The following is an 18,326-nucleotide window of genomic DNA, read 5'->3' on the forward strand; positions in this document are numbered from 1 at the left end:
GAGGGGGTGAGAGATAGGCGGGCGCCATCAAGCAGGATTCGCTGCGCAAATGAAGCGAATCTTCTGGATGCCTGAGGGCAGGGTAGGGTTTAGCGAGCGGGGCTGATCAGCGTGATGACCGCATCCATCAAGGCCTTGCTGCGTTTGGCTTCAAATCGCTCTGGCTCGATTGGCAACATCATCATCCAGCCGTCACTCAGCGCGCTGAGCTGATCGGCGAGCAGATCGGCAGCAATGTCCTTGCGAATGATGCCCTGGGTTTGTCCTTTGCCCAGAATGCTTGCGAGATCCTCGCGAAAGCGCGAGTAACGTTTCTGGATTACGTCGGCAAACACCGGTTCGTGCCGGGCGTGTGCAAGCATCTGAAACAGGGCCAGCCAACGCGCCGAGTCGTTGGCTTGAGTCAGGTTCAACCACTGCTCGATCATTGCCCTGATATCGACTTTTTCCTGATCGGCATCCAGCAAGTGATCGAACTCGTCAAACAGACTCTGCGCCGCCGCCGTGATCATTTCTTCTTTATTGGCAAAGTAATAGGTCACGGCGCCCGTGGTGCAGCCGGCATGGCTGGCAACTTTGCGCAGAGACGTCCCGGCATAACCCTCCTGCGCAATGACTTCGATGGCTGCAGTCAACAGTTCACCGCGTTTTTCCAGACGATTACCTACCGGGCGGCCGCGACGTGGGGCGGGCGCTGAATCACTGTCTTTGGAGTGCTGACTATCCGTGGAAGGCGCTTGAGCATCATGCATGAGAGAAAGTGATTCCGTTGGTTGAAGGCGTTGAGCCGGCAGCGGCTGCGAACGCCATTTTGGCTTGGCACGTCGCGATCATGCAATCGTTCAGATTCGACCGCTGCCAATCACCGCGACGGCCCGAACCTCCACGCGCAAGCCCGGCATTGCCAGTTGTGAAATGCCGACAGCGGTCCAGGCTGGATAACGTTCAGGGAAGTATTCATCCTTTACCTGTCCAAAAGCGTGCACTTCGGCCTGCAGATCGGTATGAAACGTCATCAACTCGACGACATCAGCCAGGCTTGCGCCGGCAGCTTCGAGGATGGTCCGCAAAGACTGAAACGCCAGATGGGATTGCGCCTGGATGCCTTCGGCGGGAACCATGGCCTCGTCGATACCGACTTGGCCGGACACCCAGATCATGTTGCCGACGCGTGTTGCCTGGGAAAAGTGGAAGTTGTCGTAGATTGCCTGGGTGTGACCAGGGTTGAAGGACTGACGCTGCAGGACTTGAGTGTTCATGGCAATGCTCCTTTATATTAATTGGCGGAACGTTGGGTGGCGGAAGCCGTCTCCCGCTTTCAGGGTCGACAGTTCTTCAGTAAACAGCACGCCTTGCTGCGGGTAACCGCTCGCGCTGTTTTCTGGTAAAGGATGGAAGGTGGCGTCGTCGCCAAAGAAACGGAAAACGAAGGTGTGACGATCCGGGAAAGCTTCATCCACTGGAGCGCCACCATGCAGTGAACCCGGATGCAGCAAGACGATATCGCCAGGCTCGGTAGCCCACGAAATGATGTCGAATGATTCGGGATCGTTTTGGCGCAGCGCCTCGATATCCGGCAGGCGTGGTAATGCGTCGCCGCCATGCAGCGGTTGAGTCGGATCGTTAGGATCGCGAAACGTAGTGCCGTCGTAGCGTGGTCCTTTGTGCGAACCTCGAACGATTTCCAAAGCGTTTTTCTTCGGCACTGATTCAAAACTGATCCAGGCATTGGCCCAGTGGCTTCCGGCCCATGGCAGATAAGACGTGTCCTGATGCCAAAGCGTGCGAGATCCGCGCCCACCTGCTTTGAGAAACACCTCTTCGGCGAAGTACCACACGTTTTCCGAGCCCCAGAGCTGCGCAAACAGCTGGCCAAAGGGCAGGGAGGTTACGAGTTCTTCAAGACGGGCTTTGGCGACGGGGTTGGCATTGTCAACATGGGACTGTTGCTCAGTCCCGTCGAACATTCGGGTTGCATGAGGGCCGTGATTCTCGACTGCCCAGTCATAGGCTGCCCGGCACTCAGCCAATTGATCTTTGTTCAGAAAACCTTTGATCAGGACGGCCCCGTCTTCCAGGAACGCCTTTCGCACAGAGAGTTGCATGAGAGCTTTCTCCTCGAAAATGCCACGTGGCAATTTCGATGCTAGCAGCCCTCAAAATTAAACACAACGAAAGTTATGTTAATTATGAAGAGCCATTACGATGACAGAATCCTGAAGATCTGTGCATACCAGCAACGGCGCCGTCACGATCAAAGATGAGGGTTTCAGCTGCGCAGTCCTCACTCGGTGCCAAGCATCACCTTGTCTGAGCGCACAGCCCTTATCCAGGTATCGGCTTTTTGCGTAGCTATAGAAAGCCTGGATCGCTCGTAGATGCGCCGCCGCAGTATTGAAAACGCGGCGCCTGAGTTTGAGTTGGACGTACATGAGCGGACAAGCATGGGCAACGGCGCGCGTCACCAGCTTGCCCGAGCAGCGGTAGTCGTTGACCTGAAGAGGACTCGTCATGAGCACTATGGACATGGCTCATTGGGAGAGTAGGCGTAATAACGAATTCGTCGAATCAGTGACTTACGTCGCTTATGAACATATCCGACATAATACATTATTTAACATAATATACATTATGCGTACCGTCGTATGCGGGGTTGGAGGGCTCTGGTGGTCAGATTTGAAGCCTGGCTCAACCCTCGATCACCGTCTCCAGCTCGTACAGGCTTCGCTTGGCGATGCTTTCTCCGCATGCTTGAATGCCGGCCTTTAGCAACGCTGTTGCTTCCACTCGGCGCCGGAGAAACGGAATGTGGCTTTGTGCAAACTGGAAAATTGATTGGAACGCAATCAGCGCCGTGGCTACTGCCGCAGCCGCACTCATCGCATTATCCGTTTGGCTTTACGACAAGCATCAACGGAGGCTCGAACGCAAGGCCAGTGCTAGGCTTCTAGCTCAGATCATGACGACACTTGTTGGAGCTGCACATGTCCAGATTTCTAAATTCCAAAGTGATCTTTTTCCAACTGGCAGTGATCCCCTGATCGGCAGTTTGCTGCAGGACAAAAATGCGCGAAAGCAGCTGGTCGAAAAGGCATCAGCAATTACGATTGAGCTTCCATCCCAGTTTTTGGACAAAGCTGATTTCTTCAGTGAGGCTGTCAGCAGCACCCTGGCAAACGCATTTTCTGAAGTAAATCGCTTAAAACAGTTCGTCGGCTTATTCGGTGACCTGGCAGATAAAGAGCGGCAAGATGTGATTGACCTTCACTTAATGACGGTTCTCAACCAAATCAAAACGGCTGAGACGGCTGCTGAAGCTGCCTTTCGGGCTCTTTTAATGGTTGGACGAACCAGCCGGTAATCTTGCCTCTCCTCCCCCTAATATGCATATTAATTATAACTAAACTAAATAACTATTTAGTTTAGTTATATATGGGTCGTCATCCATCAAAGCCTAAACCGATCCACCGACTGCGAAAGCTTCCCCGCCAAACTCGACAATTCATCCGTCGTAGACGCCGTCTCGCCAATCACCCGACTGTTACTTTCCGACATCCCCGCAATCCTCTCCACCTGATGGGCAATCTCATTGCTGGCCAGGCTCTGCTCACTAATAGTGCGGGAAATATCGTTGACCAATTCAGTGGTGCTCAGCGTGGCTTGGAGGATCTCGCGAATGGCACGTTCCACTTCGGCAGTCACCGCCATGCCCTTGTCCACTTGGGCAACGCCCTCCTCCATGCTGATCACCGCTTCACGGGTGTTCTGCTGGATACTCCCGACCATGCTGGCTATTTCCTGGGTGGAGGCGCTGGTGCGTCCGGCCAGGCTGCGCACTTCGTCGGCCACGACTGCAAAGCCGCGCCCTTGTTCACCGGCGCGGGCGGCTTCGATGGCGGCGTTCAGGGCCAGCAGGTTGGTCTGGTCGGCAATCCCTTTGATCACCTGGATAATGCTGTAGATCGCCTCGGACTCCTTGTCCAGCGTGCGGATCACTTGCGCCGACTGTTGGGCAGAACGGGCGATGCCGTCCATGTCGCTGACCACCTGGTGGATAACCCGGCCGCCGTCCTTGGCCAGGGTTTCAGCCTGACTGGCCATGTCCAGGGCACGTTGGGCGTGACGGGTGATTTCTTCGATACTGGCGGTCATTTCGCTCGCGGCGGCGGCCATGGTGCTGGCGGCGACGCTTTGTTGCTGGCTGCTGCCTGCCACTTCATGGCAACCCTGGCTGAGGCGCTCGCTCATGCCATTCACGCCATGGGCATTGCTGCGAACCACTTCGATCATGCCGCGCAAATCCCGCTGCATCGTCGCCAGGCTGCGAATCAGTGCACTGGCTTCGTCCTGGTTCTTGGGTTCGGCAATCGGCTCGCTCAGGTTGCCATGGGCAATGCTCTGGGCAATACGGCTGGCGGTGCGCAACGGCCCCATGATGCTCAGGGTCACCCAACGTCCTTGTGCCAGCAGCAACAGCAGGCTCGCCCCCAATACAATAATCAAGGTCCAGTTAGCGTTACTGATGGTTTGACGGGTACCAGTGCTGGTGAGTTGGGTATTGTTTTCGATCAGTTCGCTCAACGCCGCCATTTGTTCTTCCAACTGGCTGAACGCGGCATTGAAGGTCTGCAGTTCCCCTCGTGCGGCCTCTGGATTCTCCAGGGCCAGCGCGACGATGCGCTCGCCGGCACTGATGTAGGTGTCCAGGCTGGGTTTGATTTTTTCCAGGCTGGCCTTGATCGAGGCGTCCAACGGCAGCTTGAGATTGTCCGCCAGCACCTCGCGAAAGTGCTCGGCATGCTCCTTGATCGAGCTGTTGACCTCGGCCGGCGTACTGGTGCTTTTGCCCAGCCCGACCAACATCGCCGAGAGTACATCCGCACGCAGGGCGTCGTGCATCATGTCGGCTTCCATGTGGTTGCGCAGTACCGTCATGCTGACGTCGTTGTCCTGTACCGCATCGGCCATCCGCGTATTGCCCAGGTAGCCAGCCAGGCTCATGATCAAAGCCGTGAGCAACCCGGTCGCAATCAACAGCACCAAGCGTAATTTGATCGTCATAGTGGTACCCCGTGCCAGGAACGCCGGTTGGGAACCCAACCGTTTCAATGTCGCTGCTAGCTGTATCGGCAGCTGTTGCTTGTTAGTGAAGCCTAAGTTTGCGGATCTGCGCGGTTCCCTTAAGCTGACCGTCCGTTGCTCTACCTGGATCTGCCAAATGCCTCAACGTATCGCCCGTCTCGCCCTGTTGCTGGGCTTGATCACCGCCGTGGGCCCGTTTGCTATCGACATCTATCTGCCGGCGCTGCCGACCCTGGGCGCCAGCCTCCAGGCCTCGCCGGCGGCCGTGCAGATGAGTTTGACGGTGTTCTTCATGATTATCGGCGTGTGCCAGTTGTTCTACGGCCCACTCAGCGACGTGTTCGGGCGTAAACCTCCGATTTATGCAGGTTTGGTGATCTTTGCCATTGGCAGCGTCGGCTGCGCACTGGCCCCGACTATCGAAGTGCTGATCGGCTTTCGAGCCATACAAGCGTTCGGTGCCTGTGCGGGGATGGTGATCCCACGGGCGATTGTCCGTGACCTGTACACCGGCCATGAAGCGGCGCGTCTGATGGCTTTGTTGATGCTGGTGATGAGTGTTTCGCCGATCCTCGCGCCACTGGCCGGTAGCCTGGTGATTTCGATCTGGAGCTGGCGCGAAGTGTTTGCCGTGTTGGGGGTGGTGGCCGTGCTGTGTCTGGTGATGACCGCAGTACAACTGCCAGAAACCCACCCGGCCGAGCGCCGCCTGGGCAAGACACTGGGCCAGGCGTTCGGCAGTTATGGCGCCCTCCTCCGCGACCCGGTCTTTACGGGCTTGTCGGTGGTGTGCGGGTTTGGCCTGGCCACCTTCTTCGTGTTCATCGGCAGCGCGCCCTTCGTGTACATCGAGTTTTTTGGCCTGACGCCAACCCAGTTCAGCCTGTGCTTTGCGCTCAACGCGGCTTCGTTTTTTGCCATGAGCCAACTGACCGCCCGCCTCAGCGCCCGCTTTGGGCTGGCGCCGTTGATTCGCTGGTCGGTGGTGGGCGTGGCGGCGGTCATGAGCTTGCTGGCGGCTACTACGCTGTGGGGTGACAGCCTGGGCTTGATGATGGGGCTGTTGTTTATCGGTTTCGGCTTTCTTGGCCTGCTATTGCCGGCGGCCGGGGTACTGTCGCTGGAGGATCATGGTGCGGTGGCAGGTTCTGCGTCTGCACTGCTGGGCGCGATCCAGATGGTCACGGCGGCTGTGGCGATGACCTTGGTGGGTGTGTTTGCCGACCATACACCGGCGCCGATGTTGATCGGTATTGCGCTGTGTGCGCTTGCCGCGATGCTGACCACCTTGTGGACGTTGCGGCGCTTACCGGCTCACTTGACCTCAAGCGTCCCGCCTTCCTCTTGAGCACAGGAGCAGGCAGATTCAACATTCTGGTTGCCTGTGAGGCCCTCTTCGCAGGCAACCCAGCTCCCACATTTGAATCGTGGCGTATCCACAAGCCTACAAATCAAATCGGTCCACCGCCCGCCGGCGCTCATTGTCGTCACGCACGTCATAGCTGGCAGTGGTCTGGATGTTGGTGTGATGCGCCAGTTTCTGCGCAATCGACAAATCATGCTCCTCGATCACCCGGGTGATAAACGAACGACGGAAATCATGGGGCATGATCTTGACCCCCACTTGATCGCCGCGCTGGCGCGCGATGTAGTAAATCGCATGCTTGGTGATCCGCTCTCGGGTGATATGGCTGCCTCGCCGGATGCGGTTGAACAGGAAGCTGTCGTCCTGCTCGCCTTCCTTGAGGTGCTCGCGACGAAACGCCAGCCAGGCTTGCAGCTTGGCAAACGCCCAGTCCGGCGCGTACTTGACCAACTCTTTGTTGCCCTTGCCGATCACGCGCAAGCTGCGCTCGTCAAAGTTGACCTGTGCCAAGTCCAGGTTCACCGACTCCGACTTGCGCATGCCCGAGCCATATAACAGGCCGATCACCGCTGCATCCCGCAGGCCCTGGGGCCGAGGGTCGGCGGCGCAGACGTCGAGCATCTCGCGGATCAAGGTGCGGCGCAGATTGCGGCCCTGGCTCAGGCGCGTGCCAGGTGTGGCCTTGACCGAGCGCATCTTCAACAGGTGGTCCTGGCTGATCAAGCTCATGCGCCACGCTTCATTCATGACCCCGCGCACCGCATTCACATACAGCGACGAAGTGTTCGGCGCTAAGCCGTCCTCGCGCAAGGCAGCCACCAGTGCGATGACGTGTTCAGGCTGCAGCAGGTGCCAGTCAATCTCTTCGAGGTTGAGGTCTTCGAAACCCAAGCGGTCGGCGGCATCCTGCAGCACGTAGCGCATGGTCAGTTGGCTGGAAGGCGCCAGGCGGGTGAGATATAGGGTCAGTGGGTTGCAAATGGACTCGGTCAAGGTAGATCAGCCTTTGGATTAAATACACCGACCAACTATTTGATTAGTCGATGTATTTAGTGGATTGGCGAAGGCCGAGTCTAACCCAGGACCGGCCCTGGCACAAAATCACGGGGCCGATTCGTCGTCTTCGCTGGCTGCCTGGGGTTGGGCCTGGGATTGGCTCCAGTCAGCGTCCTGTTGCTGCATCAGCGCGAACCACTGCTGGCGCATAAAAGCGAGGTAACTGTCCGGCGCCTTGGCAAAGTCCTTCTCGTCGCCATAGCAGCCTGGCAGGGGCAGTTCGGTGCCCTGCTCCTTGTATTGGCTGACCAGCGCTTGCTGCGCCGCGACGCTGCAGTCGGTGGGCAGGGGCATGCCGCGCAAGGCACCAGCGTCCTCGTCCCACCAACTGGCGCCCACGCGGTCAAGGCCACGCAGACGATACTTCTCGGACTTGCCGGCATGCATGATCAACTTGAATTCGTTGGGGCTGACATCACTGGTGCAGGCCCGCGAATAACCGACCGTGGCCTGGGTATTGCCGTCGCCCAGCAGGTCGGTGACCTTGGTGGCAGCCCGGTCAAAGCGCAGCCCTGCGTCGAATTCGCAGTGCTGTACATCGTCGTACAGCATCCACACGCGCTTGGGGCGCTCGCCACCCAGCACGTATTGCGCCGCGTAGACAAAGGCCGATTGGGTACCATCGTCATCGCGCTCACCGACTTGCTCGGCGAGTACCAGCAGGTTTTTGCCTTGGCGGTCATCCCAGGTATAAGCCGCGACCTGCTTGCCGCGCACTTCCACCCCGTCCGGCACCTGGTCCAGTGGGGTCAGCGCGACGCCTTGATCGGCCCGCACGCTGGTGACACAGGCCACCGTCATCAACAATCCCATCAGCGCTGGCCGCAACTGGCCGCGTAAAAGCTGCACGCTATTCATCCGAGTACCCTGGCAAGAGAGGGCTTACTTTACCGGCACTTGAGCGCTAATGCAGAGAAGATTGTTGAAGGGCGAGCATTGGGCTGATCGCCTCGCTCAGATTGAACCAAGCGTCTTGTACGAAGCTCCGATGTCGCCCTGTGAGACCTACATGTAACGCCTTGATTACTTAGCTGAACCCTAGCTGTCTGCCTGTCAAATAAACGAGTTTTTCATCCGCCTTTCATATTCGTTGCACATTTTTGCGCTTAACCTTGTAGGCAACACTTGAGAGCAATCCGTGGATTATCGACTAACCTATTGAAAACGCATCATCTTTAGCCCCGTTTTGTAACCTGCGGGCTGTAGTTTTGCCCAATGAACGCTGCCGTTTTCACGCTTGAAGTCGCTTTAGCCCGAGGTCATGAATCTTTGAAACCCTACCCTATTCATTGCGTGTCGATCGTTATCCCGGTCTACAACGAACAAGAAAGCCTGCCTGAGTTGCTGCGTCGCACCACGGCAGCCTGCAAGCAGCTGGCCTACGAATACGAAATCATCCTGGTGGATGACGGTAGCCGCGACAACTCGGCCCAACTGCTCGAAGACGCCGCCGCGGAAGACGGCAGCAATGTGGTAGCGGTGATCCTTAACCGCAACTACGGCCAGCACGCGGCGATCATGGCCGGCTTTGAACAGTGCCGTGGCGAAGTGGTGATCACCCTTGACGCCGACCTGCAGAACCCGCCGGAAGAGATCCCGCGCCTGGTCGAGCAAGCTGCCCTGGGCTACGACGTGGTTGCCACCGTGCGGAATAACCGCCAGGACTCGGCCTTCCGCCGCTGGCCGTCGCGCTTGATCAACCTCGCCGTGCAACGTTCTACCGGCGTGGCCATGACCGACTACGGCTGCATGTTGCGTGCCTACCGCCGCACCATCGTCGACGCCATGCTCGCCTGCCGTGAGCGCAGCACGTTCATTCCTATCCTGGCCAACGGCTTCGCCCGCCACACCACGGAAATCCTGGTGCACCACGCCGAACGTGAGCACGGCGAATCCAAATACAGCACCATGCGCCTGATCAGCCTGATGTTCGACCTGCTGACCTGCATGACCACCACGCCCTTGCGCCTGCTGTCCATCGTCGGTTTCAGCCTGGCGGCGCTGGGCGTGCTGTTTGCCTTTGCCCTGATCGTCATGCGCCTGGCCTTCGGCGCCGACTGGGCCGGTGATGGCCTGTTCGTGCTGTTTGCGGTGTTGTTTGTGTTCACCGGTGGCCAGTTCATCGGCATGGGCCTGCTGGGCGAATACCTGGGCCGCATGTACAGCGATGTCCGCGCCCGCCCACGCTTCTTTATTGAAAAAGTGCTGCGCAACCAACCGGCAGCACCGGCTCCAGTCGTCGTGGTCGACGGTCTGGTGTCTTCCCATACTTCTACTTCTTCTTCGGATCAGGTCCAGTCATGAGTTCAAAAGCTGTTGTATTCGCCTACCACGATATTGGCTGCGCAGGCATTGAAGCGCTGCTCAGCGCCGGTTACGACATCGCCGCCGTGTTCACCCATGCCGATGACCCCAAGGAAAACAACTTCTACGGTTCCGTCGCCCAACTTTGCGCCCGCAATGGCATCCCGGTACATGCACCGGAAGACGCCAACCACCCGCTGTGGATCGAACGCATCGCCAAGCTGAACCCGGAGTACATCTTCTCGTTCTACTACCGCAACCTGCTGAGCGAGCCGCTGTTGGCCACCGCCCGCAAAGGCGCGTTCAACCTGCACGGCTCGTTGCTGCCTAAATACCGTGGCCGCGCCCCGGCCAACTGGGTGCTGGTCAACGGCGAAACCGAAACCGGCGTGACCCTGCATCGCATGGTCAAGCGTGCCGATGCCGGCGCCATCCTGGCCCAGCAAAAAGTCACCATCGAGCGCAGCGATACCGGCCTGAGCCTGCACGCCAAGCTGCGTGAGGCGGCCACTGCCCTGTTGCGCGATGCTCTGCCACAGCTGGCCCAGGGCAAGCTGAGCGAAACCGCCCAGGACGAGAGCAAAGCCACCTACTTCGGTCGTCGCACCGCCGCCGATGGCAAGCTGGACTGGAAAAAACCTGCCGAGCAACTGTTCAACCTGGTACGCGCAGTGACCCAGCCGTACCCCGGCGCCTTCTGCGCCGTGGGCGAGCACAAGCTGATCGTGTGGCAAGCCGACGTGGTCAAGGGCAACGAAGGTTTGGCGCCTGGCCGTGTAATCAGCGTCAACCCGCTGCGCATTGCCTGCGGTGAAGATTCCCTGGTGGTCAAGTTCGGCCAGCGCAACGAAAACGGCCTGTACCTGGCCGGCCCGTCCCTGGCCGATGAACTGGGCCTGGTAGACGGTTCCGTGCTGCGCGGCGCCGAGTCGGGCCGCAAGCCGCGCCGTACCCGTGTGCTGATCCTGGGCGTGAACGGTTTTATCGGTAACCACCTGTCCGAGCGCCTGCTGCGTGACGACCGCTACGAAGTCTATGGCCTGGACATCGGCTCCGACGCCATCGAGCGCCTGCGCAGCCACCCGAACTTCCATTACGTGGAAGGCGACATCAGCATCCACACCGAGTGGATCGAGTACCACATCAAGAAATGCGACGTGGTGCTGCCGCTGGTGGCCATCGCCACGCCGATCGAATACACCCGTAACCCGCTGCGCGTGTTCGAACTGGACTTCGAAGAAAACCTCAAGCTGGTGCGCTACTGCGTCAAGTACAACAAGCGCGTGATTTTCCCGTCGACCTCCGAAGTCTATGGCATGTGCCAAGACCAGTATTTCGACGAAGACACCTCCAACCTGGTGGTGGGCCCGGTCAACAAGCAACGCTGGATCTACTCCGTCTCCAAGCAACTGCTGGACCGCGTGATCTGGGCCTACGGCGACAAGGGCCTGAAGTTCACCCTGTTCCGTCCATTCAACTGGATGGGCCCGCGCCTGGACCGCCTGGACTCGGCGCGTATCGGCAGCTCCCGCGCCATTACCCAGCTGATCCTGAACCTGGTGGAAGGCACGCCGATCCGTCTGTTCGACGGTGGTGAGCAGAAGCGTTGCTTCACCGACATTGCCGACGGCATCGAAGCCCTGGCGCGCATCATTGATAACGACAATGGCGTCTGCGACGGCCAGATCATCAACATCGGCAACCCCGAAAACGAAGCCAGCATTCGCCAGTTGGGCGAAGAACTGCTGCGTCAGTTCGAGGCTCACCCACTGCGCCACAATTTCCCGCCGTTCGCCGGTTTTCGCGACGTCGAGAGCAAGGCGTTCTACGGCACAGGTTACCAGGACGTGGCGCACCGCAAGCCGAGCATCGAAAACGCCAAGCGCCTGCTGAACTGGGAGCCGAGCGTGCAGATGAGCGAAACCATCGGCAACACGCTCGATTTCTTCTTGCGTGAAGCCATGCTTGAAATTGCGGATAAAAAGTAATGCAGGCAGGTCTTCGCATCGACGTCGACACCTACCGCGGCACCCGTGAAGGTGTGCCACGGTTGCTCGACTCCCTGGCCGAAGCTGGGGTCAAAGCGACGTTCTTCTTCAGTGTCGGGCCGGACAACATGGGGCGCCACTTGTGGCGCCTGATCCGCCCGCAGTTTTTGTGGAAGATGCTGCGTTCCAACGCTGCCGGCCTGTATGGCTGGGATATTTTGCTGGCCGGCACCGCCTGGCCAGGCAAGCCGATTGGCCGCGACCTGGGGCATTTGATGCGCCAGGCCAAGGCCGCCGGGCATGAAGTCGGCCTGCACGCCTGGGACCACCATGGCTGGCAGGCCAACACCGGGCGTTGGAGCGAGGCACAGCTGGTCGAGCAGATTCGGCGCGGCGTAGACACCTTGAGCGACATCCTCGGCGAGCGCGTCGACTGTTCAGCGGCCGCCGGCTGGCGTGCCGATGAGCGCGTGGTGCAAGCCAAGCAAGGCTTCAACTTTCGCTACAACAGCGATTGCCGGGGCACCAGCCTGTTTCGACCAACCTTGGCCGATGGCAGTGCGGGCACCCCACAAATTCCGGTAGACCTGCCGACCTTCGACGAAGTCGTCGGGCCGGTGGTGGCTGCCAACGATTTCAACCGTTTCATTCTCGACAGGTTCAGCGCGTCGAAGCTGAACGTCTATACGATCCACGCAGAAGTAGAAGGGATTCTGATGGCCAATGATTTTCGCCAGTTGCTCGCCCAGGCAGGGCAGCGCGGCATTGATTTCAAACCCTTGGGCGAACTGTTGCCCACGGATGTGACCACCCTGCCCCAGCAACAGCTGGTACGCGGCGCCTTGAGCGGCCGCGAGGGCTGGCTTGGAGTACAGCAGGCATGATCCGCCGCTGGGCCTTGCCCCTGCTCCTGCTCGCGTTTGCGGTGTTCTACCTGCTGCCGTTGGCCACCCATGGCCTGTGGATTCCCGATGAAACCCGCTATGCACAAATCAGCCAGGAAATGCTGATGACCGGCAAGTGGGCCTCGCCGCACTTCATGGGGATTCGCTACTTTGAAAAACCTGCGGCCGGCTACTGGATGATCGCGCTGGGCCAGGCGATCTTCGGCCAGAACCTGTTCGGCGTACGGTTTGCCTCGGCGTTGAGCACCGGCTTGAGCATTCTGCTGGTGTATCTGGTCTCTCGCCGGTTGTGGAATGATCCGCAAAAAAGCCTGGTCAGCACGTTGCTCTACATGAGTTTCGTCAGCGTGGCTGCGCTGGGCGGCTATGCCAACCTGGACCCGCAGTTCACTTTTTGGGTCAACCTGACCGGCGTGGCCTTGTGGTTCTGCTTCGACAGCACCACGCGGCGTGCGCGCTTGTGGTCCTGGGCCTTGCTGGGCCTGGCGTGCGGCATGGGCTTCATGACCAAGGGCTTCCTGGCCTGGTTGCTGCCGGTGCTGGTCGCCCTGCCCTACGCCGTCTGGCAAAAACGTTTTGGCGAGTTGTGCAAATTTGGCCCTGTTGCCGTGGTGGTGGCGATTGCGGTCAGCGTGCCGTGGGCCCTGGCTGTGCACCTGCAAGAGCCGGACTACTGGCATTTCTTTTTCTGGCACGAGCACATCCAACGCTTTGCCGGTGAAGACGCCCAGCACGCCGAACCTTTCTGGTATTACTTGCCGCTGCTGGTAGGGTTCGCACTGCCGTGGGTTGCGCTATTGCCGTCCGCGTTCAAGCAGGCCTGGCTGCAACGGCGTGTGCCGAAAACCGCGTTCCTGCTACTGTGGCTGTTGATGCCCCTGGCCTTTTTCAGCTTGGCCAAAGGCAAGCTGCCCTCCTACATTATGCCGTGCATGCTCCCCCTGGCCTTGCTGATGGGCTCGGCCCTGAGCGACAAACTGGCTCAAGGCCACGGCCGCGTTCTGCGCATCAATGGCTGGTTGAACCTGGTGATCGGCGTGCTGGTCTTGCTGGCCCTCAGCTGGTTCCAGTTGAAGAAGCCGGTATACGAACCGGGAGAAGAAACCCTCAGCCTGGTGCTGGTGTTCATCTTTTTGTTCGGTTGGATCGTGGTCAATCTGCTGCAAGCGGCGCGCCCTTTGGCATTGTGGGCCGCGCCGCTGATCGGCAGTGGATTGCTGGTGCTGCTGGTGCCTGCGGCGTTGCCTCATTCGGTGGTTTACAACAAGACCCCGGACCAGTTCATCATTGATCACATCGACGAATTGCAACCCAGCGTTGCCCTGCTGAGCAACGACCTGGGCGCCGCCTCGGCGCTGTCCTGGCGCCTCAAGCGTCCCGATATCACGCTGTACAACACCTCGGGTGAGGTCAAGTACGGCCTGGCTTACGAGGATACGGCCCCGCGTCTGGTCGACCGTAACCGCATCCAGGCGTGGATGGCCGAAACCCGGCGTACCGGCGCGGTGGGCGTGGTGATGCGCGTCAATAGCACCGGCGAAAAAGAAGAACTCGCACTGCTGCCCACTGACGGCAAGCGTTATGCGCAAGGCAAGATCGTGATCCTGATTTTCCCGCAGGTCACGCCATGATCACCCTGCTGCTACTGCTCACGGCCTGCCTGCTGACCTGCATGGGCCAGGTCTCGCAAAAATTCGCCGTGGAAAGCTGGCGCGGCGTGCCAGACGGCTGGGCACTGAAACTGCGCTCGCCGTGGTTGTGGTCGGCGCTGGTGTGCCTGGGCCTGGGCTTGCTGGTTTGGCTGCTGGTGTTGCAGCGCCTGGAAGTCGGCATTGCCTACCCCATGCTCAGCCTGAATTTTGTGCTGGTCACGCTGATGGCGCGCTTTGTGTTTCACGAACCCATTGATGGCCGTCACTGGCTGGGCGTGGGGCTGGTGATTGCCGGCGTGGTCTTGCTGGGGCGCCAGGTATGAGTCGCGTGCGGGGTTTCGCCCTGGCTTTGGGCAGTGTCGGCCTGGTGAGTGGTGCCCAACTGGGCATGCGCTGGAGCATGACGCGCCTGCCGCTTCCCACCCAATGGCTGGCGGCCTTCACGGATAACAGCATCGAACTGGGCGCCCTGGGCGCGGTGATCCTGGCGATCATCGCCTATGCGCTGTCGATGCTGTGCTGGCTCGGCGCACTGAAGCACTTACCCCTGGGCCGCGCCTATTCGCTGCTCAGTATCAGCTACGCGCTGGTGTATTTGCTGGCCGCCTGCCTGCCGGTGTTCAACGAAGATTTTTCGCTTTCAAAAACCCTGGGGGTGGCCTTGGTCATCCTCGGCGTACTGGTTATCAACTCTCGTCGTGCTAGCACCTCAAGTCCCAGGAATACCCCATGAAAATCAGTGTATTTGGTAGTGGTTACGTTGGTCTGGTCCAGGCCACTGTATTAGCCGAAGTCGGTCACGATGTCATTTGCATGGACGTTGACAAGCACAAGGTCGAATCGCTGCAGAAGGGGCATGTGACCATCTTCGAGCCGGGCCTGGCAGCCATGGTCAAGGACAACCTGGAAAGCGGGCGCCTGCGCTTTACCCACGACGAAAAACTCGCCGTCGAGCACGGTGAAGTGTTGTTTATTGCCGTGGGCACGCCGTCGGATGAAGACGGCTCGGCCGACCTGAAATACGTGCTGTCGGTGGGTGATGCGGTAGCCCGCCATCGCGTGGCGCCGGTGATCCTGGTGGAAAAATCCACTGTACCGGTCGGCACTGGCGACACATTGCGCGACCACATCCTCAATAACCTGCGCGCCGCCGGCCGTGAGCTGCAGTTCGATATCGTCTCCAACCCGGAATTCCTCAAGGAAGGCTCCGCCGTTGCCGACTGCCGCCGCCCGGACCGGATCATCATCGGCTGCGAGCGTGAAGAGGTGCGCGACGTGATGCGCGACCTGTACGCACCGTTCAACCGCAACCACGACCGCATCATCTTCATGGACCTGCGCAGCGCAGAACTGACCAAGTACGCCGCCAACTGCATGCTGGCCACCAAGATCAGCTTCATCAACCAGATCGCCGAGTTGGCTGAACACCTGGGTGCCGACATTGAGTCGGTGCGCCTGGGCATCGGTGCCGACTCACGCATCGGCTACCACTTTATCTACCCTGGCTGCGGTTATGGCGGCTCGTGCTTCCCCAAAGACATGCGCGCCCTGATCCACAGCGCCAAGCAGGCCAACTGCTCCAGCGACCTGCTCGAAGCCGTGGAAGCCATCAACCAGCGCCAGAAGAGCAAGCTGTTCGAGCGCATCAACGCGTTCTTCCAGGGCAACCTCAAGGGCAAGACGTTTGCCCTGTGGGGCCTGGCCTTCAAGCCCAACACCGATGACATGCGTGACGCCCCCAGCCGCGTGCTGATGGAAGCCCTGTGGGCTGCCGGCGCCAATGTGCGCGCCTTTGACCCTGAAGCCATGCAGGAAACCCAACGCATCTACGGCGATGACCCGCGCCTGATGCTGATGGGCACCCCGGAATCCACCTTGGGCGGCGCCGATGCGTTGATCGTGTGCACTGAATGGCAGCAATTCAAGGCGCCGGACTTTGACCTGATTCACCAGCGCCTGAAAACCCCGGTGATCTTCGACGGCCGCAACCTGTACGACGGCGAGCGCCTGACGCGCAAAGGCTTCAAGTACTTCCCCATCGGCCGCGGCGACTCCTGCGAGTTACCGATCCCCCAGCAAAACTGGGTGGAACAGGTCAAGGACGCTTGCTAAGTGAACATCGCCTTACCGTCCGGGCAGCGCGCAACGATCCGTCGCCAGTCCCTGGGGCTTGGGCTCTTGGCGCTGCTGCTGTTTATCGTCGGCAACTGGCACCAGGCGATCATCGGCTTTGATTCGCGCTTTGTGCTGTTTGCCCAGGAAATGCTGCGCCATGGCCCGAGTTTCTTTCCCACCACCTATGGTCAGCCGTATGCCGATTACCTGGCGACATCGACCCTGTTGACGTGGCTGCTGTCGGTACCCTTGGGCCAGGTCACCAGCCTGACGGCGTGGCTGCCCACGGCGGTCGCTTCGGCGCTGATCGTGGTGCTGGTCTATCGCCTCACGGCGCCCTACTCGCCACGTTGGGGCCTGCTGAGTATTGCGATGCTGCTGCTCAGCAGTACGTTCATCAGCGAAACCCGTGCAGTCTCCCTCGACCAGATGCTCGCCGCCGTGGCGTTGGCGGTGTTCTACCTAGGCTATGCCCATGATCATTTCGCTGCCGCCAAGCGCCTGCATTGGGTGTTTTTGCTGTTGCTGCTGGGGTTTGCCATCCGTGGCCCGATCGGCCTGGTGATCCCTACGGGCGTGTTGTGCAGCTATTACCTGATCAACCGCCAGTGGCGCCAGCTGTTCAGCTTCGGCCTGCTGGCACTGGCGCTGCTGGCGGCGTGCGTCGGTCTGTTGCTGCTGCTGGCCAAGCTCAGCGGCGGCGAAGACTTCATGCATGACGTGATTCGCATGCAGTTCCTGGGGCGAATGGATGGCAGCGAAGGCTCCGGCGGCGTCCTGTATTACTTCACCAGCTCCCTGGGCAACTACGCCCTGGCCTATCCACTGGCATTGTTAGTGCTGCTGGCGGTGCTGATGGACGGTCGACGCGCACCGGCCCCGGCCTTGAAGCTGGTGCTCTACTGCGCGGCAGCGGCTGTGCTGGTGATGCTGGGCCTGTCGGTACCTCAAGCCAAGAAAGCGCGCTACATCCTGCCGATGCTGCCGATGGCCGCGATCATTGCCGCGTACCCCTTCGCGGTCACGCAAGGGCGACAGTTTGCGTGGCTACGCGCCTTGATGCTGGGCATCTGGACGCTGTTGCCAACGCTGTTGGCCATTGGCTTGATGGTGGCGCGGCGGCGCTACCCGGAACCGCTGGCCGACCTTGAGCTGATCTTCGTCGTGCTCGGCACGCTACAGGTGCTGGCCCTGCTGGCATTGCTCCGCTCGCGGCTGCGCACCTACGGCCCCGCCTTGGCCGCCGTGCTCGCCCTCTGGACCACCTACATCATGGTGGTTGAACCCCTGGAACGTCAGGTGTACGACACCCGCACCTTCAGCCTTGCCGTCAAGGCGCACGTTCAGCAGCAACCGGCGCCGCTGGTGTTGCATGCACTGGGCAAAGACGCGAAAGCTATCAAGTTCATGGTCAACTTCGATTGCGACAAGGTGCCGCTGTTTACCCAACTGCCTGCCGAATTGAAACCGGTCCAGGCGCCGGCATGGTTGGTCATGAGCCAGGCTGACTTCCAGGCACTGGACGATCCGCGCCTGCGCTCAATCACGCCGACGCTCACCGCAGCGTTCGACAAAAATCCGTATGTGTTGCTGCACTTGGCAAAAGCCACGACGCCTTGAGTGCTTTGCCCGCTGCACTGTAAGAAAGAACGCCCACTCCTCCACGAGTGGGCGACTTTCATCATAGGTACCAAGAAAACACCTACATTTGTTTGCGTAATGGCTGGTGCACTTTCCCTTCCGGTGCTCGGAGCCCAACTGTAGACTCGCTGCCACGTGCACTTACTATCTACCACCCGACCGCCAGGACTGCCCTGAAACGCTTGGGCCAGGGCACTTCATGACAACAAGGACGTTG

At 59.6% G+C, this 18,326-nt stretch carries 16 protein-coding genes and 1 pseudogene; 10 read left to right on the forward strand and 7 right to left on the reverse strand.

Annotated features, from left to right (window positions below):
- Window positions 1-89: 89 nt before the first annotated feature.
- The 3 genes from ACTJLA_RS11880 to ACTJLA_RS11890 all read right to left on the reverse strand — a co-directional run bounded on the left by ACTJLA_RS11880 (window position 90) and on the right by ACTJLA_RS11890 (window position 2,105).
- Complete coding sequence (locus ACTJLA_RS11880) at window positions 90-752, reverse strand: TetR/AcrR family transcriptional regulator (protein ID WP_054896445.1); 663 nt, start codon at window positions 750-752, stop codon at window positions 90-92.
- Between the two features lie 90 nt (window positions 753-842).
- Window positions 843-1,259 (reverse strand): RidA family protein, encoded by a 417-nt coding sequence (locus ACTJLA_RS11885; protein WP_314543560.1) that lies wholly within the window; start codon window positions 1,257-1,259, stop codon window positions 843-845.
- A 12-nt stretch (window positions 1,260-1,271) separates the two neighbouring features.
- Window positions 1,272-2,105, reverse strand: coding sequence for a phytanoyl-CoA dioxygenase family protein (locus ACTJLA_RS11890; RefSeq protein ID WP_054896447.1), 834 nt, complete (start codon window positions 2,103-2,105; stop codon window positions 1,272-1,274).
- 701 nt (window positions 2,106-2,806) lie between these two features.
- Between ACTJLA_RS11890 and ACTJLA_RS11895 the strand changes: the two genes are divergently transcribed.
- Complete coding sequence (locus ACTJLA_RS11895; protein ID WP_314543556.1) at window positions 2,807-3,361, forward strand: hypothetical protein; 555 nt, start codon at window positions 2,807-2,809, stop codon at window positions 3,359-3,361.
- Between the two features lie 86 nt (window positions 3,362-3,447).
- Here the strand turns inward: ACTJLA_RS11895 and ACTJLA_RS11900 are convergent, their stop codons facing one another.
- On the reverse strand, window positions 3,448-4,311 hold the full coding sequence (locus ACTJLA_RS11900; RefSeq protein ID WP_370694803.1) for a methyl-accepting chemotaxis protein: 864 nt from the start codon (window positions 4,309-4,311) through the stop codon (window positions 3,448-3,450).
- A pseudogene (locus ACTJLA_RS11905) lies at window positions 4,306-5,061 on the reverse strand (MCP four helix bundle domain-containing protein); the annotation flags it as partial. The pseudogene ACTJLA_RS11905 and the gene ACTJLA_RS11900, both read right to left, overlap by 6 nt.
- Window positions 5,062-5,218: 157 nt before the next feature.
- Here ACTJLA_RS11905 and ACTJLA_RS11910 point away from each other — a divergent pair.
- Complete coding sequence (locus tag ACTJLA_RS11910; RefSeq protein WP_314543552.1) at window positions 5,219-6,430, forward strand: multidrug effflux MFS transporter; 1,212 nt, start codon at window positions 5,219-5,221, stop codon at window positions 6,428-6,430.
- Window positions 6,431-6,526: 96 nt separating this feature from the next.
- Here the strand turns inward: ACTJLA_RS11910 and ACTJLA_RS11915 are convergent, their stop codons facing one another.
- Window positions 6,527-7,441: a site-specific integrase gene (locus ACTJLA_RS11915; protein ID WP_034127441.1), complete on the reverse strand. Its 915-nt coding sequence runs from the start codon at window positions 7,439-7,441 to the stop codon at window positions 6,527-6,529.
- A 108-nt stretch (window positions 7,442-7,549) separates the two neighbouring features.
- On the reverse strand, window positions 7,550-8,362 hold the full coding sequence (locus ACTJLA_RS11920; protein WP_054896499.1) for a M949_RS01915 family surface polysaccharide biosynthesis protein: 813 nt from the start codon (window positions 8,360-8,362) through the stop codon (window positions 7,550-7,552).
- 411 nt (window positions 8,363-8,773) lie between these two features.
- Here ACTJLA_RS11920 and arnC point away from each other — a divergent pair, with 411 nt between their 5' ends.
- The 8 genes from arnC to ACTJLA_RS11960 are packed head-to-tail and all read left to right on the forward strand — an operon-like array spanning window position 8,774 to window position 18,088.
- Complete coding sequence (gene arnC, locus ACTJLA_RS11925; RefSeq protein ID WP_252950516.1) at window positions 8,774-9,808, forward strand: undecaprenyl-phosphate 4-deoxy-4-formamido-L-arabinose transferase; 1,035 nt, start codon at window positions 8,774-8,776, stop codon at window positions 9,806-9,808.
- A complete protein-coding gene (gene arnA, locus ACTJLA_RS11930) occupies window positions 9,805-11,796 on the forward strand; it encodes a bifunctional UDP-4-amino-4-deoxy-L-arabinose formyltransferase/UDP-glucuronic acid oxidase ArnA (protein WP_054896501.1) in 1,992 nt (663 codons plus the stop codon). Before arnC ends, arnA begins: the two co-directional genes overlap by 4 nt.
- On the forward strand, window positions 11,796-12,680 hold the full coding sequence (arnD, locus tag ACTJLA_RS11935; protein WP_054896502.1) for a 4-deoxy-4-formamido-L-arabinose-phosphoundecaprenol deformylase: 885 nt from the start codon (window positions 11,796-11,798) through the stop codon (window positions 12,678-12,680). Before arnA ends, arnD begins: the two co-directional genes overlap by 1 nt.
- Window positions 12,677-14,332, forward strand: coding sequence for a lipid IV(A) 4-amino-4-deoxy-L-arabinosyltransferase (gene arnT / locus ACTJLA_RS11940; RefSeq protein ID WP_072446628.1), 1,656 nt, complete (start codon window positions 12,677-12,679; stop codon window positions 14,330-14,332). The genes arnD and arnT overlap by 4 nt, the downstream gene beginning before the upstream one ends.
- Window positions 14,329-14,676 carry a 4-amino-4-deoxy-L-arabinose-phosphoundecaprenol flippase subunit ArnE gene (gene arnE, locus ACTJLA_RS11945; RefSeq protein WP_032897302.1) on the forward strand — a complete coding sequence of 116 codons (348 nt, stop codon included), beginning with the start codon at window positions 14,329-14,331 and terminating at the stop codon, window positions 14,674-14,676. The genes arnT and arnE overlap by 4 nt, the downstream gene beginning before the upstream one ends.
- Entirely contained in the window at window positions 14,673-15,086 is a 414-nt protein-coding gene (arnF, locus tag ACTJLA_RS11950) for a 4-amino-4-deoxy-L-arabinose-phosphoundecaprenol flippase subunit ArnF (RefSeq protein WP_294165513.1), read from the forward strand. Before arnE ends, arnF begins: the two co-directional genes overlap by 4 nt.
- Window positions 15,083-16,465 carry a UDP-glucose dehydrogenase family protein gene (locus ACTJLA_RS11955; protein ID WP_034127447.1) on the forward strand — a complete coding sequence of 461 codons (1,383 nt, stop codon included), beginning with the start codon at window positions 15,083-15,085 and terminating at the stop codon, window positions 16,463-16,465. Before arnF ends, ACTJLA_RS11955 begins: the two co-directional genes overlap by 4 nt.
- A complete protein-coding gene (locus ACTJLA_RS11960; RefSeq protein ID WP_236454237.1) occupies window positions 16,466-18,088 on the forward strand; it encodes an ArnT family glycosyltransferase in 1,623 nt (540 codons plus the stop codon).
- Window positions 18,089-18,326 lie beyond the last annotated feature (238 nt).

Source organism: Pseudomonas sp. 22072 (assembly GCF_052046095.1).
Taxonomy (GTDB): domain Bacteria; phylum Pseudomonadota; class Gammaproteobacteria; order Pseudomonadales; family Pseudomonadaceae; genus Aquipseudomonas; species Aquipseudomonas paracarnis.